Source organism: Croceicoccus sp. YJ47, from assembly GCF_016745095.1.
Taxonomy (GTDB): Bacteria; Pseudomonadota; Alphaproteobacteria; order Sphingomonadales; family Sphingomonadaceae; genus Croceicoccus.
In genome coordinates, this window is record NZ_CP067087.1 from 1,568,387 (window position 1) to 1,592,127 (window position 23,741).

Annotated in this window: 25 protein-coding genes and 1 pseudogene; 9 read left to right on the forward strand and 17 right to left on the reverse strand. The window is 66.8% G+C overall.

Translation table 11 applies throughout. The features are described from left to right. Window positions 1-16 precede the first annotated feature (16 nt). The 3 genes from JD971_RS07675 to JD971_RS07685 are packed head-to-tail and all read right to left on the reverse strand — an operon-like array spanning window position 17 to window position 3,683. Window positions 17-1,375 carry a dihydrolipoamide acetyltransferase family protein gene (locus JD971_RS07675; protein ID WP_202087051.1) on the reverse strand — a complete coding sequence of 453 codons (1,359 nt, stop codon included), beginning with the start codon at window positions 1,373-1,375 and terminating at the stop codon, window positions 17-19. Continuing rightward, entirely contained in the window at window positions 1,375-2,388 is a 1,014-nt protein-coding gene (locus JD971_RS07680; RefSeq protein WP_202087459.1) for an alpha-ketoacid dehydrogenase subunit beta, read from the reverse strand. The genes JD971_RS07675 and JD971_RS07680 overlap by 1 nt, the downstream gene beginning before the upstream one ends. A 17-nt stretch (window positions 2,389-2,405) precedes the next feature. Further along, window positions 2,406-3,683 (reverse strand): thiamine pyrophosphate-dependent enzyme, encoded by a 1,278-nt coding sequence (locus tag JD971_RS07685; protein ID WP_371809726.1) that lies wholly within the window; start codon window positions 3,681-3,683, stop codon window positions 2,406-2,408. A 208-nt stretch (window positions 3,684-3,891) separates the two neighbouring features. Between JD971_RS07685 and JD971_RS07690 the strand changes: the two genes are divergently transcribed. The 5 genes from JD971_RS07690 (at window position 3,892) to JD971_RS07710 (ending at window position 7,685) form a co-directional block, all read left to right on the forward strand. After that, window positions 3,892-4,344, forward strand: a complete 453-nt coding sequence (locus JD971_RS07690; RefSeq protein ID WP_202087053.1) for an Lrp/AsnC family transcriptional regulator — start codon at window positions 3,892-3,894, stop codon at window positions 4,342-4,344. A gap of 91 nt (window positions 4,345-4,435) precedes the next feature. After that, window positions 4,436-5,632 carry an acetyl-CoA C-acyltransferase gene (locus tag JD971_RS07695; protein ID WP_202087054.1) on the forward strand — a complete coding sequence of 399 codons (1,197 nt, stop codon included), beginning with the start codon at window positions 4,436-4,438 and terminating at the stop codon, window positions 5,630-5,632. Between the two features lie 5 nt (window positions 5,633-5,637). Continuing rightward, a complete protein-coding gene (locus JD971_RS07700; protein WP_202087460.1) occupies window positions 5,638-6,831 on the forward strand; it encodes an NAD(P)/FAD-dependent oxidoreductase in 1,194 nt (397 codons plus the stop codon). A gap of 74 nt (window positions 6,832-6,905) precedes the next feature. Then, window positions 6,906-7,367, forward strand: coding sequence for a hypothetical protein (locus JD971_RS07705; RefSeq protein ID WP_202087055.1), 462 nt, complete (start codon window positions 6,906-6,908; stop codon window positions 7,365-7,367). 117 nt (window positions 7,368-7,484) lie between these two features. Then, window positions 7,485-7,685 (forward strand): hypothetical protein, encoded by a 201-nt coding sequence (locus JD971_RS07710; protein ID WP_202087057.1) that lies wholly within the window; start codon window positions 7,485-7,487, stop codon window positions 7,683-7,685. A 7-nt stretch (window positions 7,686-7,692) separates the two neighbouring features. Here the strand turns inward: JD971_RS07710 and JD971_RS07715 are convergent, their stop codons facing one another. Next, a complete protein-coding gene (locus tag JD971_RS07715; RefSeq protein ID WP_202087059.1) occupies window positions 7,693-10,899 on the reverse strand; it encodes a helicase-related protein in 3,207 nt (1,068 codons plus the stop codon). A gap of 173 nt (window positions 10,900-11,072) precedes the next feature. On the opposite strand from JD971_RS07715, the gene JD971_RS07720 reads away from it, so the two are divergent. The 4 genes from JD971_RS07720 (at window position 11,073) to JD971_RS07735 (ending at window position 16,176) form a co-directional block, all read left to right on the forward strand. After that, on the forward strand, window positions 11,073-12,773 hold the full coding sequence (locus JD971_RS07720; protein ID WP_202087061.1) for a hypothetical protein: 1,701 nt from the start codon (window positions 11,073-11,075) through the stop codon (window positions 12,771-12,773). Window positions 12,774-12,951: 178 nt separating this feature from the next. After that, the gene (locus JD971_RS07725; protein WP_202087063.1) at window positions 12,952-14,793 is read left to right on the forward strand and encodes a DEAD/DEAH box helicase; all 1,842 of its coding nucleotides are present in this window, start codon (window positions 12,952-12,954) and stop codon (window positions 14,791-14,793) included. Then, window positions 14,793-15,308 carry a YaiI/YqxD family protein gene (locus tag JD971_RS07730; RefSeq protein ID WP_236672345.1) on the forward strand — a complete coding sequence of 172 codons (516 nt, stop codon included), beginning with the start codon at window positions 14,793-14,795 and terminating at the stop codon, window positions 15,306-15,308. Before JD971_RS07725 ends, JD971_RS07730 begins: the two co-directional genes overlap by 1 nt. A gap of 85 nt (window positions 15,309-15,393) precedes the next feature. Continuing rightward, window positions 15,394-16,176, forward strand: a complete 783-nt coding sequence (locus tag JD971_RS07735) for an SDR family NAD(P)-dependent oxidoreductase (RefSeq protein WP_202087065.1) — start codon at window positions 15,394-15,396, stop codon at window positions 16,174-16,176. A gap of 98 nt (window positions 16,177-16,274) precedes the next feature. Here the strand turns inward: JD971_RS07735 and JD971_RS07740 are convergent, their stop codons facing one another. From JD971_RS07740 to fliL, 13 genes and pseudogenes are all read right to left on the reverse strand, one after another. Then, window positions 16,275-16,538, reverse strand: coding sequence for a DksA/TraR family C4-type zinc finger protein (locus JD971_RS07740; protein WP_202087066.1), 264 nt, complete (start codon window positions 16,536-16,538; stop codon window positions 16,275-16,277). Window positions 16,539-16,609: 71 nt separating this feature from the next. Next, window positions 16,610-16,996 carry a flagellar protein FliS gene (locus JD971_RS07745; protein WP_202087067.1) on the reverse strand — a complete coding sequence of 129 codons (387 nt, stop codon included), beginning with the start codon at window positions 16,994-16,996 and terminating at the stop codon, window positions 16,610-16,612. Window positions 16,997-17,000: 4 nt separating this feature from the next. Then, window positions 17,001-17,858: a flagellar filament capping protein FliD gene (gene fliD, locus JD971_RS07750; RefSeq protein ID WP_202087068.1), complete on the reverse strand. Its 858-nt coding sequence runs from the start codon at window positions 17,856-17,858 to the stop codon at window positions 17,001-17,003. Between the two features lie 6 nt (window positions 17,859-17,864). Next, window positions 17,865-18,257: pseudogene (locus JD971_RS17120) on the reverse strand (flagellin hook IN motif-containing protein); the annotation flags it as partial. A gap of 18 nt (window positions 18,258-18,275) precedes the next feature. Further along, window positions 18,276-18,431: a hypothetical protein gene (locus tag JD971_RS07760; protein ID WP_202087070.1), complete on the reverse strand. Its 156-nt coding sequence runs from the start codon at window positions 18,429-18,431 to the stop codon at window positions 18,276-18,278. A gap of 45 nt (window positions 18,432-18,476) precedes the next feature. Further along, window positions 18,477-19,643 carry a flagellar biosynthesis protein FlhB gene (locus JD971_RS07765; RefSeq protein ID WP_202087072.1) on the reverse strand — a complete coding sequence of 389 codons (1,167 nt, stop codon included), beginning with the start codon at window positions 19,641-19,643 and terminating at the stop codon, window positions 18,477-18,479. Next, window positions 19,640-20,425: a flagellar biosynthetic protein FliR gene (fliR, locus tag JD971_RS07770; protein WP_202087074.1), complete on the reverse strand. Its 786-nt coding sequence runs from the start codon at window positions 20,423-20,425 to the stop codon at window positions 19,640-19,642. Before fliR ends, JD971_RS07765 begins: the two co-directional genes overlap by 4 nt. Window positions 20,426-20,432: 7 nt before the next feature. After that, window positions 20,433-20,708, reverse strand: a complete 276-nt coding sequence (locus JD971_RS07775; RefSeq protein ID WP_202087076.1) for a flagellar biosynthetic protein FliQ — start codon at window positions 20,706-20,708, stop codon at window positions 20,433-20,435. 11 nt (window positions 20,709-20,719) lie between these two features. Beyond that, on the reverse strand, window positions 20,720-21,448 hold the full coding sequence (gene fliP / locus JD971_RS07780) for a flagellar type III secretion system pore protein FliP (RefSeq protein ID WP_202087463.1): 729 nt from the start codon (window positions 21,446-21,448) through the stop codon (window positions 20,720-20,722). Window positions 21,449-21,489: 41 nt separating this feature from the next. Then, window positions 21,490-21,861 carry a flagellar biosynthetic protein FliO gene (locus JD971_RS07785; RefSeq protein WP_202087078.1) on the reverse strand — a complete coding sequence of 124 codons (372 nt, stop codon included), beginning with the start codon at window positions 21,859-21,861 and terminating at the stop codon, window positions 21,490-21,492. Continuing rightward, window positions 21,861-22,205, reverse strand: a complete 345-nt coding sequence (gene fliN / locus JD971_RS07790) for a flagellar motor switch protein FliN (RefSeq protein ID WP_202087080.1) — start codon at window positions 22,203-22,205, stop codon at window positions 21,861-21,863. Before fliN ends, JD971_RS07785 begins: the two co-directional genes overlap by 1 nt. A 15-nt stretch (window positions 22,206-22,220) precedes the next feature. Further along, window positions 22,221-23,120 (reverse strand): flagellar motor switch protein FliM, encoded by a 900-nt coding sequence (locus JD971_RS07795; protein WP_202087082.1) that lies wholly within the window; start codon window positions 23,118-23,120, stop codon window positions 22,221-22,223. Next, window positions 23,117-23,680, reverse strand: a complete 564-nt coding sequence (gene fliL, locus JD971_RS07800) for a flagellar basal body-associated protein FliL (protein ID WP_202087084.1) — start codon at window positions 23,678-23,680, stop codon at window positions 23,117-23,119. The genes JD971_RS07795 and fliL overlap by 4 nt, the downstream gene beginning before the upstream one ends. Between the last annotated feature and the right edge of the window lie 61 nt (window positions 23,681-23,741).

Sequence of the window (23,741 nt, forward strand, 5' to 3'; positions counted from 1 at the left end):
CCGGCGCTTATCGCGTTCAATCCATGAAGATCAGCGCGGGATGTTCGAGCAGGCGCTTCATCTTCTGCACGAACAAGGCGGCCTCATATCCGTCGATGATGCGGTGGTCGAAGCCGCAGGACACGTTCATGATCTTGCGCACCGACATGAAGCTACCCTCGACCACGGGCCGGTCGACCAGCTTGTTCGGGCCGATGATCGCGACCTCGGGCCGGTTGATGATCGGCGTGGTGGTAATGCCGCCAAGCGGGCCGAGCGAGGTGATCGTGATGGTGGAGCCCGACAGCTCCTCCCGCCCGGCGGTGCCGTCGCGCGCGGCGGTGGACAGGCGCGCGATTTCGTCCGCGCTTTCCCACACGGTCAGCGTTTCGGCATTGCGCACGACCGGCACCATCAGCCCGTTGGGCGTCGCCGTCGCGATGCCGACATGCACCGCGCCGAATTGCTGCAACATGCCGTTGGCATCGTCGAAATGCGCGTTCACCTGCGGAAAATCGGGCAGCACGCGGACGAGCGCGCGGACAAAGAACGGCAGGATGGTCAGCTTGGGCTGCCCCTCGGCGCGGTCCTCGTTCATCGCGGCGCGCAGCTTTTCCAGCTCGGTAAGATCGAACTCCTCGACATAGGTGATGTGCGGGATGTTGCGCTTCGCCTCGGCCATGCGGTCGGCGATCTTGCGGCGCAGGCCGATGATCTTCTTTTCCTCGACCGCGTCGCGCACGGTATAACGGCTGTCGCCCCCGCTGCCGAGATAGGCCTCGATATCGTCGGGGGTGACGCGCCCGTTGCGGCCCGTGCCCGGCACCTTGGCCAGGTCGAGCCCGAGCTTTGCCGCGCGGCGGCGCGTGGCCGGGGCGGCAAGGGCGAAGTACGGCTTTCCGCTGGAACTCGTCGGGGCGGGCGTTACCTTGGCACGGGGCGCGGGCGTTGGTGCCGGGGCGGGGGCCGGGTTGGGCCTGGGCGTGTCGGCCGGGGCTTTCGGCGAAGGTTCGGGGGCCGGGTCGCCCGCCTGCGGCACGTGGTCGCCGTCCTGCCCGCCGCTGTTCTGGCCATCGCTGTCCTTGCGATCGCTGGCACCGTCCGACGGTTGCGATGCGGTCTCGGCGGGGGCGTCGTTGTCGGCATTGCCGGCGCCCTCGACCTCCATCTCGACCAGCACGCTGCCGACCGCCTTCATCTCGCCGACCTCGCCATTGATGGCGATGATCCTGCCGCCGACCGGCGTGGTCATGTCGACCGTCGCCTTGTCGGTCATCACGTCGCACAGCGGATCGTCCTCGGCGATTTCGTCACCGGGCTTCACGTGCCATTCGACGATCTCGGCCTCGGCCACGCCTTCGCCAATGTCGGGCAGGCGGAACTTGTAACGACCCATCAGCGATACTCCACGGCGGATTTCAAGGCTTCGGACAGGCGCACCGGTCCGGGGAAATAATCCCATTCGAAGGCATGGGGATAGGGCATGTCGTATCCGCACACCCGCGCGATCGGCGCGCGCAGATAGTCAAAGCAGCGTTCCTGCACCAGCGCGGACAATTCGCCCCCGAACCCGGCATAGCGCGACGCTTCGTGCAGGATGATGCAGCGGCCGGTTTTCCGCACCGATGCCGTGATCGCATCGATGTCGAGCGGGACGATGGAGCGCAGGTCGATCAGCTCCGCATCCACGCCCGAATCGGCGATGCCCGCCTCCGCCACATGGACCATGGTGCCATAGGCCAGCACGGTCGCCTCGGTCCCTTCGCGCACGATCGACGCCCGTCCCAATGGCACGTCGTAATGCCCCTCCGGCACGTCGGCGCCGACATGGTCGGAATTGGCCCAGGTCTTCAATTCCTCGTCTGGGCGGCCGTAGAACGGGCCGTTATACAGGCGCTTCGGCTCCAGGAACACGACCGGATCGTCGCATTCGATGGAGGAGATGAGCAGCCCCTTCGCATCATAGGGGTTCGACGGGATCACGACTTTCAGGCCCGTCACATGGGCAAAGATCGCCTCGGGCGACTGGCTGTGCGTCTGCCCGCCGAAAATGCCGCCGCCATAGGGGGTGCGCACGGTGATCGGCGCCCAGAATTCGCCGTTGGAGCGGTAGCGCAGCCGTGCCGCCTCGCTCACCAGCTGGTCATAGGCGGGCAGGATGTAGTCGGCGAACTGGATTTCCGGTACCGGGCGCAGGCCATAGGCGCCCATGCCGATCGCCGCACCGATGATGCCGCCCTCGGTCAATGGCGCGTCGAAGCAGCGTTGCAGCCCGTGCTTTTCCTGCAATTTCTCGGTGACGCGGAAAACGCCGCCAAAATAGCCGACATCCTCGCCAAAGACGAGGACGTTCTCGTCGCGGCTCATCGTGACATCCAGCGCGGAATTGAGCGCCTGGATCATGTTCATGCGTTTGCTGGCCATGGTCAGCCTTTCTTTCCATCGAGGCCGCGCCGGTGCAGCAATTCGCGCTTCTGTTCCTTCAGCCGCCAGTCCATTTCCTCGAACACATCCTCGAACATTTCGTCGATGGGCGGCTTCGACTGGCCCAGAGTGCCGATCTTTTCGGCTTCCTTCACCGCGACGCGGACCTTTTCCTTCAATTCCTCGACGAGGGCGGCGTGGCGGTCCTCGTCCCATTCGCCAAGACCGATGAGGTGGTCCTTCAACCGTTCGACCGGATCGCCCAGCGGCCATTTCGATGCCTCGTCCTTGGGGCGATACTTGGTCGGATCGTCGGAGGTGGAATGCCCCTCCGCCCGGTAGGTGTAGAATTCGATCAGCGTCGGGCCATTGTTGGTCCGCGCGCGTTCGGCGGCCCATTGCGTCGCGCCCCACACCGCGAGGAAATCATTGCCGTCCACCTTCAGCCCCGGCATGCCATAGGCCAGCGCCTTGGCCGCAAACGGCGTCTGTTCCGCCTGCGCAAACCCGGCGAAGCTGGAAATCGCCCATTGGTTGTTGGTGATGCACAGGATCGTCGGCGCCTTGAACACGCCGGCAAAGGTCATTGCCTCGTGGAAATCGCCCTCCGCCGTGGTGCCGTCGCCGACATAGCCCAATGAGATATTGCGCCCGCCCTTGTACGCCGACGCCATGCCCCAACCGACCGCATGGGCGAAACGCACGCCAAGATTGCCCGAAATCGAATAGAAATCGTAATCGCGCGCCGACATCAAAATCGGCAATTGCTTCCCCGCGAGCGGATCCTCCGCATTGGAGAAGATCTGGTTGCACAGCGTGGTCAGCGGATAGTTGCGCGCATGCAGCCACGCCAATGCGCGATAGGTGGGGAAAAACATGTCCCCCTTGTCCAGCGCGAGCGATTGGGCGGCGGAAATCGCCTCCTCGCCCGTGCTCTTCATGTAGAAGCTGGTCTTGCCCTGCCGATGCGCGCGGAACAGCCGGTCGTCGAACACGCGGGCCAGCATCATCGCGCGCAGCCCCTTGATGAGCGTGTCGGCGCCCAGCATCGGGTTCCACGGCCCCACCGCATTGCCATCGTCATCGAGCACGCGGATCAGCTTGTAGGGAAGATCGCGCATCTCCTTTTCCGTCTCGGCGCTGTCGGGACGGCGCACCGCGCCCGGTTCGCCCCTGTCGACATGCGCGAAACTGACCTCCTCGCCGGGGCGCGCGGGCGGTTCCGGGATATAGAGGCTGAGCGGGGGAAGGTTGGATTTGGACAGGTTCGAATCGGGCAAAATCGGCATCCTTGCGGCTATGTGCGCGCGCCGGCCCGGTGCGGGCTGCGGGGCGCGTGCTTTGCGAAAAAATTACACGGCAATCTGCGGTATATCTTTCCTTTCTTTGCCCCATAATCCCATCGCGGAGGAATTCTATCCCAATAAGGGACGCCAAACATCAATCGCATTGCGCTGCAACGCAACATGATGCAAGGCGCGCGCCATTATGGATGAGACTGACTGGAAGATATTGCGAACGCTGCAGGCCGACCCCGACCTGTCGATCAATGCCCTGTCCGAACGCGTCGGGCTGTCGCACACGCCATGCTGGCGGCGGTTGAAGCGGATGGAAGAAGACGGCGTCATTCGCGGACGCAGCCTCCTCCTCAACGAGCGCAAGCTCGGGCTGGGCGTCGATGTGTTTGCCAATATACGGTTGTCGCGGCATGACGCAGAAACGCTCGACGCGTTCGAAAGTGCCGTGCAGAGCCTGCCCAATATCGTCGAATGCTTTTTGGTGGGCGGGGAAAGCGATTACGTCCTGCGCGTGATTACCGGCTCGATCGAGGAATATGAACGATATCTCAAGAAGACGCTGGTCCATCTGCCGGGGGTCTCCTCGGTAAATTCCAGCTTTGCGATGCGGCGGGTTAAACTGACCAGCCGGCTTCCTATCTGAGGCGCCAACCCCATCGTCTCGCACCCTCGCGAGCGGACCCCAAAACGTCTCGCACCCGTGCGAGCGGACACCAGACACAAGGTTTGACACCATGACCGACCAAGACCGGAACGACCCCGTCGTCATCGCCAGCTATGCCCGCACGCCGATGGGCGGATTGCAGGGCAGCCTCGGCGGGATGAAGGCGACCGACCTCGGCGCCGCGGCGGTGCGTGCCGCCGTCGAACGCGCCGGGATCGCGGGCGAAAACGTCGACCAGGTCATCATGGGCTGCGTCCTGCCGGCCGGGCTGGGGCAGGCGCCCGCGCGGCAGGCGGCGATCCATGCGGGTCTCGGCACCCATGTCCCGGCGAGCACGGTGAACAAGATGTGCGGTTCGGGCATGCAGACCGCGATCATGGCGCATGATGCGCTGTTGGCCGGGACCGGGCAGGTCATCGTCGCCGGCGGGATGGAGAGCATGACCGGTGCCCCCTATATCCTGCCCAAGCATCGCGGGGGCGCGCGCGTCGGCCATGACGTGGTGAAGGATTCCATGTTCCTCGACGGGCTGGAGGATGCGTATGACACGGGCCGGCTGATGGGCACCTTTGCCGAAGATGCCGCCGAAAAATACCAGTTCACGCGCGAGGCGCAGGACGAATATGCGATTTCCTCGCTCACCCGCGCGAAAAAGGCGTGCGAGGATGGTTCGTTCGACCGGGAAATCACCCCCGTCACGGTGAAGACGCGCAAGGGCGAAACCGTCGTCGAAACCGACGAGCAACCGTTCAAGGCGGACATCGCGCGCATTTCCAAGCTCAAGGCCGCGTTCCGCGACGGCGGCACCGTGACGGCGGCCAATGCCTCCTCCATTTCCGACGGCGCGGCGGCGCTCGTGATGACGCGGGCCAGCACGGCCGCGGCGATGGGCATGACGCAGGTCGCGCGCGTCGTGGGCCATGCCAGCCATGCGCACGAACCGGAATGGTTCACCACGGCGCCTGTTCACGCCACGCGCACGCTGCTGGAGACGATCGGCTGGAGCGTGGACGATGTCGATCTGTTCGAGGTGAACGAGGCCTTTGCCGTGGTCGCGCTGATCGCGGAGAAGGAGCTGGGCATTGCGCGGGATAAGCTCAACGTGAACGGCGGCGCCTGCGCGCTGGGCCATCCGATCGGCGCATCGGGCACGCGCATCATCGCGACCCTGCTCGGCGCGTTGCAGAACCGCGGGCTGAAGCGCGGCGTCGCCAGCATCTGCATCGGCGGCGGCGAGGCAACCGCCATGGCGTTCGAGATGTTGTGAACGGAATCGAGCCGCAGGATTACGATGCGATCGTGCTGGGCGGCGGGGCGGCGGGGCTGATGTGCGCCGCCTTCGCCGGGCAGCGCGGCCGGCGCGTCGCCGTGGTCGAGCATGGCGACCGGGTGGGGAAGAAAATCCTCATATCCGGCGGTGGACGGTGTAATTTCACCAACATCCATACCGCGCCCGACCGTTATATTTCGTCGAACCGCCATTTCGCGAAAAGCGCGCTGTCACGCTATACCGCCGCCGATTTCCTCGCGCTGGTCGAAAGCCACGGGATCGCCTGGCATGAAAAGACGCTGGGCCAGCTGTTCTGCGATGGTTCGGCACAGCAGATCGTGGATCTCCTCCTCGCCGAATGTGCGAAGGCGGGCGCGGCCGGCGGCGTGGTCGACGTGCATTGCGGCGCGCCGGTATCGGGCGTGTCGCATGCCGATCCGCGCTTCACGGTGGCGACCGGGGGCGGCGCATTCCGCGCGCCGTCGCTGGTGATCGCGACCGGCGGCCCGTCGATTCCAAAGCTCGGCGCGAGCGGTTTCGCCTATGACCTTGCGCGGCAATTCGGGATGAAGATCGTGGAACCGCGCCCCGCGCTGGTGCCGCTCACGCTCGGCGGGGAACAGGTGCTGTTCCGCGAATTGTCGGGCGTTTCGACCGAGATTTCGGCGACGGCGGGCAAGGCGCGCTTTCGCGAGGCGGCGCTGTTTACCCATCGCGGCCTGTCCGGCCCGGCGATCCTGCAGGTGTCGTCGTACTGGCGGCACGGCGATACGGTCGGCGTCGATTTCCTGCCCGATGCAGGCCCGGAGTGGCTCCTTGCGGCCAAGCGGGAGCATCCGCGCGCGACGCTGCGCACGATGCTGCGCGAACATCTGCCGGCGCGGCTGGCCGACACGCTGGCCGACCGGATCGATGCGCCGCGCGAGCTGGGCAACATGCCGGACAAGGCGCTTGCCGGTGCGGAGGCGCGGCTGCGCGACTGGCGCTTTGCCCCCAACGGGACCGAGGGTTTTGCCAAGGCGGAGGTGACCGTGGGCGGCATCGCGTGCGGCGAGTTGTCGTCAAAAACCATGGAATCGCGCCGCGTCCCGGGCCTTTTTGCCATTGGCGAGGCGGTGGACGTCACAGGCTGGCTCGGCGGGTATAATTTCCAATGGGCCTGGGCCAGCGGCATGGCCGCGGCGCAGGCGGTGTAGAACGAATTTCGATCCTCGCGGCAGCGCCTTTTGCAGTAACGGGTTGTTAGCTTTTGCCCTGCCAATGTTTTGCCATGGTAAACACGATCCTTTACCCCGGCGACCTGGCCTCCGTTCACGAAATTCAGGCTCTTGCCGACGAATATCGCAAAGCGGCATCCATACTGCGGCCTAGTGGAACGCGGGGGAAACCGATTTCGCATGCGCCCATGCGGCTGCTCGCGATTCAGGCGATCGAGCTTTACCTGAATGCGCTCCTGCTGAGTGGCGGGCACAGCCCGGCGGATGTACGAGGCACGCAACATGACCTCGCCAGAAAAAAGGAACTCGCAACACAATGCGGGCTGGTGTTGCGAGCCAAGACGGCCGCGCATTTGTGCGACCTTATGACGAGGCGGGAATATCTGGTTTCGCGGTACGGTCCGGAACTGGCGTCGTCCGTTTCGCAGATCAACCGGCTTCACGCGACACTGGATGAAGTCGGAGACAAGATTTCGAAGATCATCCGCCTGAAAAATTGCGCCGCTGTGCCATGATGCGGGTGCTCTTGCGGCCGGGCCATCCGCCCGACCCCTTTCGCAAGGCCGTGCCGGCGATCATCGATCCCCGGCGTGCCTTTGCAATGCGTATTGGCGTCCGGTAGGATGCGGGCCATGACTGATGAAAGATGCACAAACGAGCCCGAAGGCAGGCGCAAGACATCGTCACCGGCCTCTTCGGAACGCGATCCGGTCGAGATGTTCCTGAAAGCGCGCACCAACGGCGAACGTGTTCTCATCGCCTTCGCCGTGGGTGTCATGCTTTTCGCCGCCGGCGTCATGATCGGTGGCGCGGTGGGCAAGCTGGGCTTCTGACCTCCGGCTAGGTCAACTCCCCCACCAGCGCGGCGATGCGGTCGAGCCGTTCCATCTCGTCCTCGATCCGCTCGGCAAGGATGAGGCGGTCGTCCTTTTGCTTCAGCCCCGCCGCCTTTGCATCGCCCTCGAATCCCTCCCGCGGGGTGAGTGCGATGGCAGCAGGACCGGCATCGATGCGCGCGATGGCGGCGGCGCGGGCCTCCACCCGGATGCGCGCCACCGCGATCAGCGTCGCCGCCGCGTCGGGCAGCGCGCCGAATCGGTCCTCCAGCTCCGCGACGAACGCATCCAGCGCGATCGTGTCGGCGATCCGCGCCAGCCGGGCATAGAGCGTCACGCGGATCTCCTCGTCCGGGATCCATTCGGCGGGCAGGCGCCCCTCCACGCCGAGATTGAGTTCCGGCGCCCAGCGTTCGACGACCTCGCCGCGCGCGGTGCGCAGGGCCGATTCGAGCAGGAATTGATAGAGGTCGATCCCGATCAGCTTCATGTGCCCGGCCTGCGCCTCGCCCAGGAGATCGCCCGCGCCGCGCATGTCGAGATCGCGCGCCGAAATGGCGAACCCGGCGCCCAGCCTGTCGAACGCCTCCAGCGTGCGGAGCCGTTTCAATGTCGCGGGCGCGATCTCCGCATCGGGATCGGTCAATAGCATGACATTGCCGCGCCGGCTGGCCCGCCCGACCCGGCCGCGAAGCTGGTGCAATTGCGACAGGCCGAAACGATCGGCGCGCCAGATGATCATCGTGTTGGCGCGCGGCACGTCCAGCCCGGCCTCGATGATATTGGTGGCGAGCAGCACGTCGCCCTCGCCTCGGGCAAAGCCGACCATGGCCTCGTCGATGGCGCCGGCCTTCATCTTGCCATGCGCGGTGACGACGGACAATTCGGGGACCAGCCGTTCCAGCTTTGCCGAGAGCGGTTCCATGTCCTCGATCCGGGGCACCACGACGAAGCTTTGCCCGCCGCGCGCCTTTTCGCGGAGCAATGCGCTGCGCACCCGTTCGCCGTCGAAGGCGCCGACCGCGGTGCGGATCGGCTGCCGCCGGGCGGGCGGCGTCGCGATGACCGACAATTGCTGTAACCCGACGAGCGCGGTTTGCAGCGTGCGGGGAATGGGCGTGGCGGACAGCGCAAGCGCGTGGCCCGCGCTCAATGCGCGCAGGGCGTTTTTATCCTTCGTGCCGAAACGCTGCTCCTCGTCGATGATGACAAGCGCGAGATCGGCATATTCGACCCCCTTGCCGGCGACCGCGCCGGTGCCGACGACGATGGAAATGCGGCCGTCCTGCAACCCTTGCCGGACCGCCTTTTTCTCCGCGGCGGTGGACAGGCGGGACAATCCGGCGACTTCGATCCCGGTGCTGGCGAAACGGGCGCGAAACTCCTCCAGATGCTGCCGCGCGAGCACGGTCGTCGGTGCGGCGATGGCGACCTGCTTGCCCGACAGGGCGGCGATGGCCGCGGCGCGCAGGGCAACCTCGGTCTTGCCATATCCCACATCGCCGACGACGAGCCGGTCCATCGGCTTCCCGCTGGCGAGATCGTCGCGCACGGCTTCGATCGCGCGGGCCTGATCCGGCGTTTCGGTAAAGGGGAAACCGGCGGAAAAGCGTTCGTATGCGTCGGGATCGGGGTCGAGCACCGGGGCATTCGCATTTTCACGCGCCTTGGCCATGTCGATGAGCGTGCGGGCGCTGTCGGCGATGGCGCGGTCGATTTCGGCGCGACGTTTCTGCCAGCTCGACCCGTCGAGCCGGTCCAGCGTGACGGCATCCGCCTCCGCCCCGTAACGCCAGACGAGATCGGCCTCATCCACCGGGACGAGCCGCGTATTGTCATCGGCATAGGTCAGCGCAATGGCATCGCCAGACGCACCCTCGATCCCCTCCATGGCGCGCAATCCGGCGACCTGCGCGAGGCCATGGTCCTCGTGCACCACGACATCGCCGACGCGAATCTCCCCGAAATCGAAAATCTCGCGATGGGACGGGGTGGCGGCATCCTGCCCCCGGTCGGCCCGGCTGCCGAGGAGGTCGGCGGCGGCAACCGCGGCGATGCCGTCGCGCATGAAGCCGCGGTCGGCGGCGGCGGGGAGCGCGAGAACCGCGCCCGGCTCCGCATCGAGCACGGCGGTCCAGCCCTGCGCCTCGCCAATCTTGCCGAGCGCCCTGGCCGCGCGCCGGCGGAGGAAGCGCAGGTCGCGCGCGCTGCCCAGAAGGACGATACGGTCGCCCGCCTTGCGCCGTTCCCTTACGAACTTGTCAAAGGCGGCCTGCGTGCGCTTCGCCTCGACGAAACGCGGCGGCGGTTCGCCGTGGCGGGCGATCTCCTGCGTCGCGCGCCGGTCGCGCGCGGCGGCCCACTCCTCCTCCCCCGTCACGATCCGCAGCGCGCGGGCCGAACGCCGGCTCGCCGCATCCTCGGCCAGCGCGAGGAAACGCCGCCGCCTTTCGTCCGCCCCCTCGGCCAAGATCACGGGCGCATCGGGCAGATGGGCAAGCAGCGGCACCAGATCGCCATCGCCCTCCGGTTCGGCGGCGCGGCCGATTTCGCATGTGTCGCAATCCTCGATCGTGCGCTGGTCGCCGGCGTCATAGACATGGATCGCCGCAACCGTGCCGTCCTTCGCCTCGATCCGCAGGGGATGCGCGGCGTCGGCGGGAAACACGTCGAGCACCTGCCCGCGCAGCGCGACCTCGCCAGGCTCGTCGACGCGTTCGTCGTGGAAATAGCCGATCGCCTGCAATCGCTGCGCCAGCGCGTCGAGATCGAGCGTTTCGCCCACCTGCACCGCAGGCGGCATCGCGCCATAGGCACCGGGCGCGGGATAGGCACGGGCGAGCGCCTCGCCCGTGGTCACGAGCGCGATGGCCGGGCGGTCCTTGCGGCCAAGCGCGGCATGCACCGCGCGCAGGGCGGACACCCGCTGTCCCACATTGGCGGGGGATGCGGGGGCATCGTCGCCGGGCAGTGCATCGCTGGGCGGGACGAAGGCGACCAGCGCATCAGGCATCAGCGCGTTGAGGCACGCGGCAATGGCGCGGGCACGCGGTTCGTCGCGCGCGGCCATGAAGACATCGCCCTCCACCAGGCGTTCGGCGAGCATGGCGGCGGTTTCGCAAAGGCCGAAATCGCGGGCGGGGTCGGGGGCGGGCACGTCGGCGGTCAGGCGCGCGGCGGCGGTTTTCGTGTCGGGCCCAGCATCGGGCATGAAGGCAATTCTTTCACCATGGCAATGCCGCCAAGAACGGGTGCATGGGGCGTGCGTTCCCGTCCGGCCCCCCATGCTTCGCGATTGGCGCGGGCCGGGTTTGCTGGCATGGCGGCGGGAATGGACGAATTTGCGACAGCAGCACGGCGGGACGATACAGGGGGACCGTTGCGGTGAGGCCGCTGCTCGGCTGGATCGGGCGGCGGGCGCTGCTTTACCTGGGGTTGGTGATCGCCATCGGGTTTGCAAGCTTCGTGCTCCCCACGCTGATCCGCGAATGGAACGGCGGGGGCGAGGCGGAGGCGAATGCCACCGCGCTCGAACGCAGCATCGCGCAGGTGGATGCGATGCGGGCCGAGGCGCAGGCACGGCTGAACCGAGACGCTGCCCGGTTCGGCGATTACGGGACGCAAAGGCTGGCGCAAGAGATTGCCACGCGCCGCGCCGCGCTTGCCGAGGCGGAGGCCGCGCTGGGCGAGCCGGCGCTGCTCGACCGGGTGAACCCGTCCGCGATCCTGGCCCGCAAGCGCGCGGAATTGCGCATCGCCGTGCTCCGGCAGGAAATCGCCGCGCTGCAATCGGCGCAGGACGCGGCGCGCGCCGGCGATCTGCGCGCCGCCGCCGCCGCGCGGGTGCGGGCCGCAGGGCCCATCCCGACCCCCGCCGCCGCCGCCGCGGCGCAGCGCCGGTGCGAGGAGGCCCGCCGCGAACTGGCCGCGTTCGAAAGCGGGCCGTGGATCGAAGGGGCGGTGCGCGAACTGCTCCGGTCGGAACGCAGCACGCTCATCGCGCGGCGTGATGCACGGTGCGAAACCGCCCGCACGGCGCAGCGCAAGCGTGCCCTTTACGATGCGTGGCGCGCGGCGGATGCGCGCTATGACGCGGCGCGCCAATGGTCCGCCGGGACGCTGGACGATGTAACCGCCGATCTCGACGCGGCGCTCGCCGCCGAACGCAGCGCGGCGGAAAACTCCCTGCGCGCGCGGACCATGCGACAGGCGGAGCGCTGGCACCTGTTCGACATCCTGCGCGCGGCGGGCTGGGCGTTTCTGGCCGTGGTGCTGATGCCCTATGCGATCCGGCTATTGTTCTGGTTCGTGCTTGCCCCGCTGGCGCAGCGGCGGGCCGCGATCCGGCTCCGCGTGCCGGGCGGGGCGGGGGCGACGATCCCGCCCGCGCCGGAAAGCCGCGCGTCGGTCGCGGTTCGCCTGCGCGACGGGGAGCAATTGCTGGTGCGACAGGATTACTTGCAGACAAGCTCCGGCATCGGGGCAAAGCGCACGCAATGGCTGCTCGATTCGCGCCATCCCTTGTCCAGTATCGCGGCGGGGATGACGTTCCTGACGCGGATCACCGGCGACGGCGAGGTGACGACCATTTCCGCCACGCGCGATCCCTTTGCCGAGATTGCCGTGCTGGACCTGCCCGAAGGCGGCTCTTGCGTGCTGCAACCGCGCGCGCTGGCCGCGGTGGCGCATCCGGGGGACCGGCCGATGCGGGTGACGAGCCACTGGCGCTTGTTCTCGCTCAATGCGTGGCTGACGCTGCAATTGCGCTATCTGGTGTTTCACGGGCCGGCCCGGCTGGCGATCAAGGGCGGGCGCGGGGTCCGCATCGAACGGGCCGAACACGGGCGCATCTTCGGACAGGACCAGCTTGTCGGGTTCAGCGCCGATCTCGCCTATTCCGTGACCCGGACGGAGACGTTCTGGCCCTATTTCCTCGACCGCGAACAATTGTTGAAGGACAGGGTGGAGCGCGGGACAGGCATCCTCATCGTGGAAGAGGCACCCATGGCCGGACGGCGCGGAACCGGCGCGCGCGGCGGCCTCGAAGGGGCGTTCGACACCGCGTTGAAGGCGTTCGGCCTGTAGCGCGCCGGCGCATGCGCAATTAACGCAAGCCAAAGCGGGGGGAATCGTGTATGGCCCGCCCATCGGCAGACGGGCCATCGCGCCCGGACGGTCCGCGCCACAGGCGCCGAACCGCTTTCAGGCCGACGATCATCCCCGGCCGAACCCGCATTGCGGCCCGGCCCGAATTGCGAGACTCATGATTTTTTCCCAACTCCCGCCGGTTCTCGGCGAAGCCCTTGCCGAACGCGGCTATGAACAACCCACCGCCGTGCAGGCCGCCGTGCTGGAACCCGAAGCGAAAGGCCGCGACCTCATCGTGTCGGCGCAGACCGGTTCGGGCAAGACCGTCGCCTTTGGCATGGCCATGGCCGACCTGCTGATCGCGGACGACATGACCGTGTTCGGCACCGCGCCCGCCGCGCTCGTCATCGCGCCGACGCGCGAACTCGCCCTGCAGGTCAGCCGCGAGCTCATGTGGCTCTATGGCAAGGCAGGTTCGCGCATTGCCACCTGCGTCGGCGGCATGGACGCATCGAAGGAACGCCGCAACCTCAGCCGCGGGGCGCAGATCGTGGTCGGCACGCCGGGCCGGCTGCGCGACCATCTCGAACGCGGCGCGCTCGACCTGTCGGAACTGAAGGCGGTCGTCCTCGACGAGGCGGACGAGATGCTCGACATGGGATTCCGGGAGGATCTGGAAGAAATCCTCGACGCGACGCCCGAAGGTCGCCGCACGCTGCTGTTCTCCGCGACCATGCCGAAACCGATCGTGGCGCTCGCCCGCCGGTATCAGGACGATGCCCTGCGCATTTCCACCGTCGGCGACGATCGCGGCCATGGCGATATCGCGTATCAGGCGATGACCGTGTCGCCCGCCGACGTCGATGCCGCCGTGGTCAACCTGCTGCGCTTTCACGAGGCGGAGACGGCGATCCTGTTCTGTGCGACGCGCGACAATGTGCGCCGCCTGCATGCCACGCTTCAGGAGCGCGGATTTACCGCCGTCGCCCTGTCGGGCGAGCATTCGCAGAACGAACGCAACCATGCGTTGCAGGCGCTGCGCGATCGCCGTGCGCGCGTGTGCGTCGCCACCGATGTCGCCGCGCGCGGGATCGACCTGCCGACCCTCACGCTCGTCGTGCATGTCGAGATTCCGCGCGATGCCGAAACGCTTCAGCACCGCTCGGGCCGGACCGGCCGCGCGGGCAAGAAGGGCACCGCGGTCATCGTCGTGCCCTATCCCCGCCGCCGCCGCGTCGAATCCATGTTGCGCGGCGCCCGGATCGAGGCGGAGTGGATCGACGCCCCGACCCCCGACGACATTCGCAAGCAGGACCGCGAACGCCTGCTTTCCGCATTGATGGAGCCGGTGGAATTCGACGACGAGGATCGCGCATTGGCGCAGCGCCTCATCGCCGAAAAATCGCCCGAGGATATCGCGGCCGCGCTGGTCCGCGCCCATCGCGCCGCCATGCCGCAGCCCGAGGAGCTGATCCCCAACACGCCCGAGGCACGCCAGGCCGCGCAGAAGGAACGCCACCGCCCCGGTTTCGAGGATGTCGTGTGGTTCCGTCTCGACATCGGGCGGCGTCAGAACGCGGACGCGCGCTGGATCCTGCCGCTTTTGTGCCGGCGCGGGCATATCACCAAGAACGAGGTTGGCGCGATTCGCATCGCCGGCAACGAAACCTTCGTGCAGGTGCCGACCGCGATCGCCGGCAAGTTCGAGGCATCGGTCGCGCGCACCGCGGGCACCGACGATGGCGGCGACGTGACCATCACCCGGTCGGACGAAGCCCCGCGCGAACAGGCGCGCGAGAACCGTCGCGGCGGTTTCGACCCGCGCGGCGGCGGCGATGACGGCGAACGCCGGGGCAAGCCGCGCCCGCCCTATGGCGGGAATGGCGGCAAGGGCCGGTTCGCGAAGGGTGGCCGCAAGCCGTTCGGCGACCGTGACGGCGGTCCCGGCAAGCCTGGCGGCTTCAAGGGCAAGCCGAAGGGCAAACCCCACCGCAAGGGCGCACCCAAGGAGCCGTAATGCCCCCCATGGCGACCATCGGCGACATCGGCACCGGCCTCAGGATACTGGTCGATGCCGATGCCTGCCCGGTGAAGGAGGAGATCTACAAGGTTGCCTTTCGCCACGCGGTCCCCGTCGCCATCGTCAGCAACAGCCATTTCCGGGTGCCCGCGCATCCGCTCGTGCGGCAGATCGTGGTGGACGATGGCTTCGACGCGGCGGACGACTGGATCGCGGCGCGGGTCGATGGCGATGCATTGATCGTGACGACCGACATCCTGCTGGCCGACCGCGGCTTGAAGGCGGGCGGCACCGTCATCGCGCCCAATGGCAAGCCGTTCACCACCGCCTCGATCGGAAGCGCCATCGCCACGCGCGCGATCATGGCGGACCTGCGCGCCGGTATCGGGCAGGGCGGCGAACAGATCGGCGGACCGCCACCGTTTCGCAAATCCGACCGCTCGCAATTCCTTCAGGTGCTGGACCGCGAAATCGTGCGGCTGGGGCGGCAGGCGCGATCGACGCCGTCCTGACGGATGGGACAGCTTGTCACCTCGGCGCCCTTTCGGCATGGCCAGCCGCAAGATCGTTATACGCACGAATGACAGGAGATGCCCGATGAAGATTACCAAGGACACCGTTGCCGTCGTCACCGGCGGGGCTTCCGGCCTTGGCGCCGCGACGGCCCGCGCCCTTGCCGCGAAGGGCGCAAAGGTCGCGCTTTTCGACCGGGATGCCGAACGCGGCGCGCAGATGGCGGACGAGATCGGCGGGCTGTTCTGCGAAACCGACGTCACGGACAAGGCCAGCATCGAGGCGGCCTTTGCCAAATCGCGTGAAAAGCTGGGGCAGGAAACGATCCTCGTATGCTGTGCCGGGATCGTCGTCGCGCAGAAAACCGCATCGCGCAGCCGCGAGGACGACAGCATCAAGACCTTCGATTTCGGCGCCTTCGAAAAGGTGATCGACATCAATCTGGTCGGCACGTTCCGGTGCATCGCCCTCGCCGCGCAGGGGATGATGAGCCTGCCCGCGGGCGAGGATGGCGAGCGCGGCGCGATCGTCACCACCGCATCGGTCGCGGCGGAGGACGGGCAGATCGGCCAGGCCGCCTATACCGCTTCGAAGGCCGGCGTGCTGGGCATGACGCTGCCGGTCGCGCGCGATCTCATGGGGGAGGGGATTCGCATCAACACGATCCTGCCCGGCATTTTCCAGACACCGATGATGGAAGGCATGCCCGAAAAGGTGCAGGATGCGCTCGCCGCGTCGGTGCCGTTCCCCAAACGCCTGGGCAAGCCGTCGGAATATGCCGACATCGCGTTGACCCTGATCGAGAATGCCTATGTCAACGGGACCAGCATCCGGCTCGACGGCGGGATCCGCATGGCGCCGCGCTGATCCTCCGGCAGGGGGGCTGGCAGGTATAGGGCGGGGGGTCTGTCGCATCGCGACGGGCCGCCCCGCATCCGCGGCATGGTCACCGCGCCCAACCGGGTTCAGCGCAACTGGCTGTCCTTCGAGCCGCGCCGATTGATGCCGGCATGGGCGGTGCGCTTGTCCGCTGTGGACTGACACGCGATGCAATTGCGCACGCCGGGGAGCGCCTGCCGCCGTTTTTCGGGAATATCCTCCCCGCACACCGCGCAATATTCGAGGCTCTCGCCGCGCGGCATGCGTGAACGGGCGGCCGAAACCGCGTCGGCCACCGTGTCGTCGATCTGATCCTGCACCGCTCCGTCGCGGGTCCATCCTCCGGCCATGGCGGGCCTCCATCATTGCTGGGTGATGGTTTCGATATGGGGGCGGGCTGCGATTTTTCCAGTGCGCGGGATCACGCCATGTTGCGCGCGGCCTGCGCCAGCGCGCCGGCGATTTCCTGAAGATCGTCGGACACGCGGATCATCGCGTCGCGGTCGAAATGCGACATCGAATGGACGATCGCCGCATCGGCGGCGTCATAAATGGTGAGCAGCGGTTCCCCCATGGGATGGGTGATGTCGACGCCCGCCTTCAACGCGGTGAGGGCCGATCGCGCCCGCGCCATCGCGCGCCCGCGCAGCAACGTATGCCCGTGCAGATGTGCGTAGCAGGCCCGGTTGACCGCCGCGATGGCCTCCTCGAAACACAGCGCCGTCAGCGCGTGGACGTCCGAGCCCGAAACGCGAAGGTCGAATGCCGCCCGGCGATAAGCTTCAGCAGGGTCGCGGCAGACCAGCACCGCATCAATCCCGCGCCGCGTTCCACACGGCGATCTGGCTCTTCAGGAAGGACAGCGTCGATTGCGATTGCGCCACGCGCGAATCGGATGCGGCGAACGTCTTCGTCATCTGCTCGCGCAGGCGGTCCTGCTGTTCGCCGATCTTGGTCAGGCTCTCGGTAATGGCCTCGCGCTGCCGCGTATACCGCTTGATCGAACCGCCGATGCGGCCCGGATCGGTCGCAGAACTGGTGCGGCGGGCCAGATTGTCGAGCGTGGAAAAAACGCCATAAAGCCCGGTGGTGAACATGGCGGCCGCGGCCTCCGGCGCGTCGGCCAGCGTGGTTTTCAACCGGGCCACATCGAGGCGGAACGTGCCGTCTCTGTCCCGCGTCAGCCCGAGATCGGCGAGGCGGGATGGTTCGCCGGGCGCCGCATTGGGCATCACCACGAGACCGGCAAAGGCGGAAAGATCGCGTTTGAGCGCGCGCGCACCGGGATCATTGCCCAGCTCGCCACCCAGCGGCGCGGCGGTCTGCGCAAGCTGCCCGGAAATATCGTTCAGCGCGGCGGTGAAATCCGCCATCATGCTCTCGATCTGCGTGGCTCTGTCGGCAAAGGTGATCGTCGCCGGATTGCCCGTGTTCACGCCGGTCAGCGTGAGCGACAGCCCGCCGGGCAGGTTGGTCGCCGTATTGGTGGGCGAACGCATCTGAATGCCGTCAAAGCTGTAAAGTGCGTCGGCGGAGGCTTGTTTGAGCTGTCCGCTATCGGTGGCGGGCGACCAGTTGAGATAGTCGATGGATCCGGGCGCACCGCCGCCCGCACTCGCCCCGGTGCCCTCGACCACGAAACCGTTGTTCTGCCCCTCGGCGCCCTTCATCACGAGCTGCGCGCCGGCCTCGCCCTGGATGACATAGGCGGTGACCTTGCCGCCCGCCAGGTTGATGGCATTGGCGACATCGTTGAGGGTATCGCCCGCCGCGACATTGATGGAGAGCGCCGTCTGCGCCGTATCCTCGGCAAAGGTGCCGCCCGCGGTGCTGCCGAAACGGATGGTGAGCGTGCCCTCTCCGACCGGATCGGTCGCGGCGCCATAGGGCGCGAGCGCGAGCGTCTGCGCCTTGGCGAGCTGCGTGACCTCGAGCGCATAGCTGCCGCTCGCGGTGCTGCCGGAGGTGACCTTGGCGGTGGCGACGGCGGGATCGCTGCTCGTCGGCTTGGGCGCGAGATCGCCGGTGCGTATGCGATCGCCCAGCGCCGAGGCCAGTTCGTTGAGCGAGGATTTGAGCGTCGCGGCCTAGGAAATCCGCAGGTCCAGCGTCTCGGCCCGGTTTTCGAGCTGCGCGATTTTCGACGCGAAGCGCGCGGCGGCGAGGTCGCTCGCCAGCTTGGCCATGTCGACGCCGCTGCCTGCGCCCAGCGCGCTTACGATTGAGGTGGTTGAGCTATCCATGGTGCCAAGAACGTCCCGGTCGCGTGGTGTTTAAGGGGGGCGGGATCACGGCGCGCCATCGGCGTTGCGGACGGGCTTCGCGGGTTTGGCCGCGGCGCGTCCGTTGGCGTCGAACTGCACCTCGACCGGGACGGTGACATCGGGGCGCGCCGGCCGTTCCCCGCGTTTCAGGGCAAAGACGAAGGCCAGTACGCTGGCGACGGCGGCATAGAGTTCCTCGCGGATGACCTGATTCTCGCGCGTGGTGAAATAGACCGAACGCGCAAGGGCCGGATATTCGAGCACCGGGACGCGGTTCTCCGCCGCCAGTTCGCGCATGGCGGCCGCCTTTTCCGCCCGCCCGCGCGCCAGCACGATGGGCGCGCTTACCAGCGCCGGATCGTATTTCAGGGCGACGGCGAACTGCACCGGGTTGGTGAGCACGAAATCGGCCTCCGCCATCGCGGATGCCACCCCGCCGCGCGACAATTGCCGCTGCTTGTTGCGGATGGCGGCCTTTTTCTCCGGGCTGCCCTCGCTTTCCTTATATTCGTCGCGCACCTGCTGCATCGTCATTTTCAGCCGGCCCATGCGGCGGACCCACTGAATCGGAAAGTCGATCATCGCGATCATCGCCAGCCCCACGGCAAGCAGCATCAGCAACGAGGTAATCGCCTCCCACGCGGCGGTCAGTTGCCCGGTGAGGTCGCCCCGGCCCAATGCCAGCACGTCGGGCAGGGCATCACGCGCCCACCACGCCGCCATCCCGCCGAGCAGGATGAGCTTCAGCACGCTCTTGCCCAGCTCGATCAGCCCGTTGGGGCCGAACATGCGCTTGAACCCGGAGGCGGGATTGAGCCGCGACGGCTTGGGTTGGAGATTGGCCGCCATGAAGCGCCCGTCGCCAATGGTCAGCTGGCTGATCACGGTGACGATCATCACCGCCATGCCGAGCAGCAGCACCGGCGGCAACATCGCGACGAGCAGGTCGAGCATGAGCCGGCCGGAATCAAAATCGTCGATATCGGCCCGCTCGAACGAAAGGCTCGCCCGGGCCGAATCCTCCAGCCGCCCCATCATCCAGCCACCCCCGAACCGCAGCCACAATGCGCCCGCCATCACCGCCGCCGCCGTCGCCAGCTCCTTGCTGCGCAGCACGTCGCCTTTTTTCGTGGCGTCCTTGCGGCGCTTTTCAGTCGGTTGTTGCGACTTTTCGCCGCTGTCGTCGCTCATCCGAAAATCTCCGCGACATGGGTGACCGAATCGAGCGCCAGCGCGACGAACAGATCGGTCAACATCGGCATCGCCGCGATCAGCGCCGCAATCCCCGCCAGCACCCCTGCAGGCAGGCCGAGCGAAAAGAGATTGAGCGAGGGCGCCGACCGCGACAGCACGCCGGTCGCCATCTGTACCAGCAGGAGCACGAGCGTCACCGGAAGCGCGATGGCGACCGCGGTGGCGAACATCTGCGCTGCGAAACCCACGATCATCATCGCGCGATCGGCCCCGAACCATTCCGCACCGGGGGGAAAGGTCTGATAGCTTTCGATCAACAGCCGCAGCCACAACAGGTGCCCGCCCACCGACAGGAAAATGAGCGTCAGCACCACGGTGAAATATTGCCCCAGCGCGCCCGACTGGCCGCCGGTGTTCGGATCGACGGCGGTCGCGATCGCCATGCCCATGCCGCCCGCAATCTGCTCAGCCGCGAGCACCGGTGCTGCAAAGGACAGGTGCAGCACGAAGCCGAACGCAAAACCGACGACCGCCTCTGTCAACAGCGCGATCATCGTTTCGATGGCGAGGAGGTCCGACGGCATGACCGCGCCCGCCGGCGTCCAGTTCAGCACGAAGACCGCGATCGCGCCCGCGAAAACGATGCGCACCTGCACCGGCACGGTCGCCGCGCCGAAAATGGGCGCCGCGATAAGCGCCGCCCCGATCCGCACCATCGTGAAGATCAGGCGCCACAGCTCCTGCTCGATATTGCCGAAGCCGAAATCGGGGAGGCTCATCGCACCGTCACAGCAGCGAGATATTGGCGATCTGCGCAAAGATATCCTTCGCGAAATCGCCGATCAGCCCCATCATGCCCGCCCCCATGAGCACGAGCACGAGCGCGATCATTGCCAGTTTCGGCACGAAGGTGAGCGTCTGTTCGTTGACCGATGTGGCGGCCTGGATCACCCCGACGATGAGCCCGACGGCCAGCGCCGCGAGCAGGATCGGCGCGGCCACCAGCGCGGTCGTCCACAGCATCCTGTCCGTAAGGGCGAGAAGGGCGGAGGATTCGTCCATCGCGGCCTCCCTCAGCTAAAGCTCATCGCCAGCGACCCCATCAGCAAGGCCCACCCGTCGATCAGCACGAACAGCAAAAGCTTGAACGGAAGCGACACGATCGTGGGCGACAGCATCATCATGCCAAGGCTCATCAGCACGCTAGCCACGACGAGGTCGATGACGAGAAACGGCAGGAACAGCATGAAGCCGATCTGAAACGCGGTTTTCAACTCGCTCGTGACGAAGGCGGGGAGCAGAATCGAGAAGGGTACGTCCTGCGGGCTGGCAAATTGTCCGGCCTCCGCGATATTGGCGAACATGGTGAGGTCGGTGGTCCGCGTCTGACGGATCATGAAGGCGTGGAATTCGTCGCCTGCCTCGGCAATGGCGACCTCCGCGTCGATGCGCCCCGCGGCATAGGGTTCGACCGCGCTGGCGTTCACCGCCGACAAGGTGGGCGCCATCACGAAGAGCGAGAGGAACAGCGACAGTCCGATCAGCACCTGATTGGGCGGCGATTGCTGCAAGCCCATCGCCTGCCGCAGAATCGAAAGCACGATGATGATCCGGGTAAAGCTCGTCATCATCAGCACCAGCGCGGGCAGGATGGTGAGCAGCCCCATGATGAGCAGCAATTGCAGCGAAAGGCTGAGCGGGGCGTCCTCTCCCGCCGCGCTGCCGGCGCCCAGTGCCCGGTCGATCGCGCCGCCGATACCCGTCCCATCCTGCGCGAGCGCAAGGTCGGGCCACGCGATCAGCAGGCCTGCACAAAAAATCGCAAGCCAGGGCTTAAACGCGGTCACCGGCGGTCGTCCTTGGTGGCATGACCGTCTGTGCGTTCATCTTCGGCTTCGGCGTCCACGACGCGTGCTTCCTCGACCGCGCGGGCGAAATCGGCACGCGGGGCGGCGTCCACCTCGGCCAGCCGGGTGAGCCCGTGGCGCGTGCTGCCGATGAGGATTTCCCGGCCGCGAAATTCCACCACCGCCAGCCGTATGCCGGGCGAAACCATCGTGGTTTCCACGAGCCGCGCGGCGCGTTCGGGGCGCCCCGCCGCGGCGTTCTGCGCGTTGAGCCGCTGCTGCATCCGCTTCGTCAGCCAGAGACTGCCCCAGATCAACCCGCCCAGAAGGGGAAGGAGAATCAATAGCTTGAGGAGGTAAAGCCCCATCAGCCGAAATCCGTCTCACCCGCCGGAGTGCCGGCCCGGCGATCGGTCTTTCCGGCATTGAGCATGTCGGCCATCGCATCGTGAGCATCGTCCTCGCCCTCGGCCAGTTCGACGATGCGGACGGCAAAGCGATTGCCTTCGGTCACGACTTCGCCCCGCGCGATACAACGCCCGTTGACATGGATTTCGAGCAGTTCATCCGTCAGCCGGTCGAGCGGGACGATGCTGTCCTCACCCAGTTCGAGCACATCCTTCAGCCGCATGTCGGTGCGGCCAAGCTCCACCGACAGGCACACGCCGACATTGCGCAGCAAATCCATCCCGCGCCTGGAATTGTTGATCATGGGTTTCGTCCTTTATCAAAGTTTGCGGGTGATACGGATGGCGACGCGACCATCCTGTGATCCCACCGCGCCGAGGGCGATGGTCACGCCCCGGATGGAAATCGGTACTTCGCGTCTCGCGCTCAGCGGGAGAACGTCTCCGGGTTTCAGCGCGGAGAGACGCGCGAGCGGCACGGTCAGCTCGGCAAGATGCGCCGCGATCGGGAGGGGAAGATCGGCAAACGGCGCGTCGGTCGCACTGCGCGCCCGGCGGCGCGGCGCGGGCAGCCGCGGATGCCCGGCGAACAGCGTGCTCAGATCCTCCTCCATGATGGCCAGCAGGATCGACCAGCTGTCGCGGCCCTGCTCCTCCACCCGGAGCGTGATGACCCCGCAGCTCATCTGCGACGGGTCGCCTTCGGCAAATGGCGACATCGCGGCGAGATCCTCGGCGCGGTGACAGATCGCGTCTGGCCCGTCCGCCATCGGCAGAATGCCGCGCATGGCCGCGCCGATCGCCTTTTCGAGCCGTTTCAGCGTGAGTTCGGAGGACATCGGAAACTGGTCCGGCAATTCGTCGTCCACATCGCCATTGCCGCCAAACGTCCGGTCGGTCAGCGACAGCGCCGCCCGCGCCCCCACGCTGGTCATGATGCGCGGTCCGCCTTCGGCCTGTTGGAACAGACAATTGGCGGCGAGCGGGCCGACGCGCTCGATCAGCTCGCGGCCCGTGAGATATTCGACATAGCCGCATTCGACGCGCGGGATCTCATCACCCAGCAGACCGGCGAGCGGGCCGCGCAGGCCGCGTGCAATATCGCGCGCCGCGCGGGTCAGATGCGTTGAAAATTCGTCGCGGCCCGGACCTTTGGCAATGAGCCTGGGACAATGGTTCGCCACCGCACGCTCGGCGACGAAGGTGAAATTGCCCTTCATTGGACGATATATTCGCGGAAATAGACGGCATCGACGCCGCCGAATCCCTCGGTGCGGACCAGAACCTCGTTGATCGCATCGGTCATCCGCTTCTGCAGACGCGCCTTGCCTTCCTGCGAATAGGCGTCGTCTTCGGGCGTATCGGCGAGTTCGGCCAGCAGCGCGGACCGCACCGCCAGCTCGTGCTTGGCCAGCCATAGCAGCACGCGCCCGTCGCGCCGCGTGCTGGCCGCAAGGCTTACCTGCACCAGCGCGGGCGATTGGCGCAGATTGGTGGTGAAGGGCTGTTCGAAGCTGTAGTAATTGGTACGGAACTCGCTCCCGCCTTCGCCCTCGACCGCGTCTCCTTCGCTTTCGCCTTCGGGCATGTAGGGATCGGCCTCGCCCTTGCGGACGAGTTGCGGCCCCTGCGGCGCGGCATGGCCCGCCGGAGCGAGATAGCCCATCTGTGCCGCGGCAAAGGCACCACCCGCGCCCGCACCGATCAGCACGACGGCGGCGAGGATCAGTTTCAGCTTGCCGCCGCCCTTCTTCGTCTTGGTGTCCTTGTCCTCGGCCATGTCGTGTCGATTCCCCTGTGCGACTGTGAACGTCCGCGATTATGCGGCGCGGCGACTATAA

Coding starts and splice junctions, on each gene's coding strand:
- JD971_RS07710 (WP_202087057.1), top strand. CDS start 7,485: ATGACTGATGAAAGATGCACAAACGAGCCCGAAGGCAGGCGCAAGACA.
- JD971_RS07765 (WP_202087072.1), bottom strand. CDS start 19,643: ATGAGCGACGACAGCGGCGAAAAGTCGCAACAACCGACTGAAAAGCGC.
- fliR (WP_202087074.1), bottom strand. CDS start 20,425: ATGAGCCTCCCCGATTTCGGCTTCGGCAATATCGAGCAGGAGCTGTGG.
- fliL (WP_202087084.1), bottom strand. CDS start 23,680: ATGGCCGAGGACAAGGACACCAAGACGAAGAAGGGCGGCGGCAAGCTG.
- JD971_RS07715 (WP_202087059.1), bottom strand. CDS start 10,899: ATGCCCGATGCTGGGCCCGACACGAAAACCGCCGCCGCGCGCCTGACC.
- JD971_RS07785 (WP_202087078.1), bottom strand. CDS start 21,861: ATGGGGCTTTACCTCCTCAAGCTATTGATTCTCCTTCCCCTTCTGGGC.
- JD971_RS07705 (WP_202087055.1), top strand. CDS start 6,906: ATGGTAAACACGATCCTTTACCCCGGCGACCTGGCCTCCGTTCACGAA.
- JD971_RS07735 (WP_202087065.1), top strand. CDS start 15,394: ATGAAGATTACCAAGGACACCGTTGCCGTCGTCACCGGCGGGGCTTCC.
- JD971_RS07690 (WP_202087053.1), top strand. CDS start 3,892: ATGGATGAGACTGACTGGAAGATATTGCGAACGCTGCAGGCCGACCCC.
- JD971_RS07730 (WP_236672345.1), top strand. CDS start 14,793: ATGCCCCCCATGGCGACCATCGGCGACATCGGCACCGGCCTCAGGATA.
- JD971_RS07675 (WP_202087051.1), bottom strand. CDS start 1,375: ATGGGTCGTTACAAGTTCCGCCTGCCCGACATTGGCGAAGGCGTGGCC.
- JD971_RS07760 (WP_202087070.1), bottom strand. CDS start 18,431: ATGGATAGCTCAACCACCTCAATCGTAAGCGCGCTGGGCGCAGGCAGC.
- JD971_RS07725 (WP_202087063.1), top strand. CDS start 12,952: ATGATTTTTTCCCAACTCCCGCCGGTTCTCGGCGAAGCCCTTGCCGAA.
- fliN (WP_202087080.1), bottom strand. CDS start 22,205: ATGATCAACAATTCCAGGCGCGGGATGGATTTGCTGCGCAATGTCGGC.
- JD971_RS07695 (WP_202087054.1), top strand. CDS start 4,436: ATGACCGACCAAGACCGGAACGACCCCGTCGTCATCGCCAGCTATGCC.
- JD971_RS07740 (WP_202087066.1), bottom strand. CDS start 16,538: ATGGCCGGAGGATGGACCCGCGACGGAGCGGTGCAGGATCAGATCGAC.
- JD971_RS07775 (WP_202087076.1), bottom strand. CDS start 20,708: ATGGACGAATCCTCCGCCCTTCTCGCCCTTACGGACAGGATGCTGTGG.
- JD971_RS07795 (WP_202087082.1), bottom strand. CDS start 23,120: ATGAAGGGCAATTTCACCTTCGTCGCCGAGCGTGCGGTGGCGAACCAT.
- fliD (WP_202087068.1), bottom strand. CDS start 17,858: ATGAAGGGCGCCGAGGGGCAGAACAACGGTTTCGTGGTCGAGGGCACC.
- JD971_RS07680 (WP_202087459.1), bottom strand. CDS start 2,388: ATGAACATGATCCAGGCGCTCAATTCCGCGCTGGATGTCACGATGAGC.